At 38.3% G+C, this 519-nt stretch carries 1 protein-coding gene; it reads right to left on the bottom strand.

Features of this window, described 5'->3' with window-relative positions; genetic code table 11:
* The coding region (locus LI114_RS13725) for a restriction endonuclease subunit S (RefSeq protein ID WP_227221133.1) at nucleotides 1–519 on the bottom strand (519 nt) is incomplete at both ends.

Here is a 519-nt window from a genome sequence, read left to right as displayed (position 1 = left end):
GCTGATGAAGGGTGATAAGGAAATCAAGGTTACGGAAATAGTCTCCGATTTTCTGTTGTTCTGATACACAAGGGAGTGTAATCGGAGTTTCTCCAAGTTGAGTAATTGTATAATGTGCGATTGTTCCCACATGAGAAACACTGTTGAGATAGTCCGTAAAAGTTGGTGAAAAGAAGAACGTATACACAAAATATGGATCTAAGTTTTCATTGTTCTTTATCCATAGCAAGTCAGCGTCTTTTGTATACAAAGGCTCGTTATTTGGCACTATATAGGGCTTTCCTACAGAACCGCCGCCAGTTACAAGCACATCTCCTTTTTCTAATTTGCCAGATACGGCTGATAGTTTTTCATATAATTCTTCTGAGATAAACGCCTTTTCATTTTCTGTTCCATTTAATGCAGCCATAACATCACTTGACCTATAAAATGGTACTCCGCTTGACTGCCATTCATCTTTATGAACTCTTGAAGCAGACCTAATTTCAGTTAATTCTGAGAACTTACGCTGTTCCCAAG

It is taken from the genome of Ruminococcus sp. 210702-SL.1.03 (genome assembly GCF_020559915.1).
GTDB lineage: Bacteria > Bacillota > Clostridia > Oscillospirales > Ruminococcaceae > YE71.
This window is presented reverse-complemented; position numbering and strand designations above follow the sequence as displayed.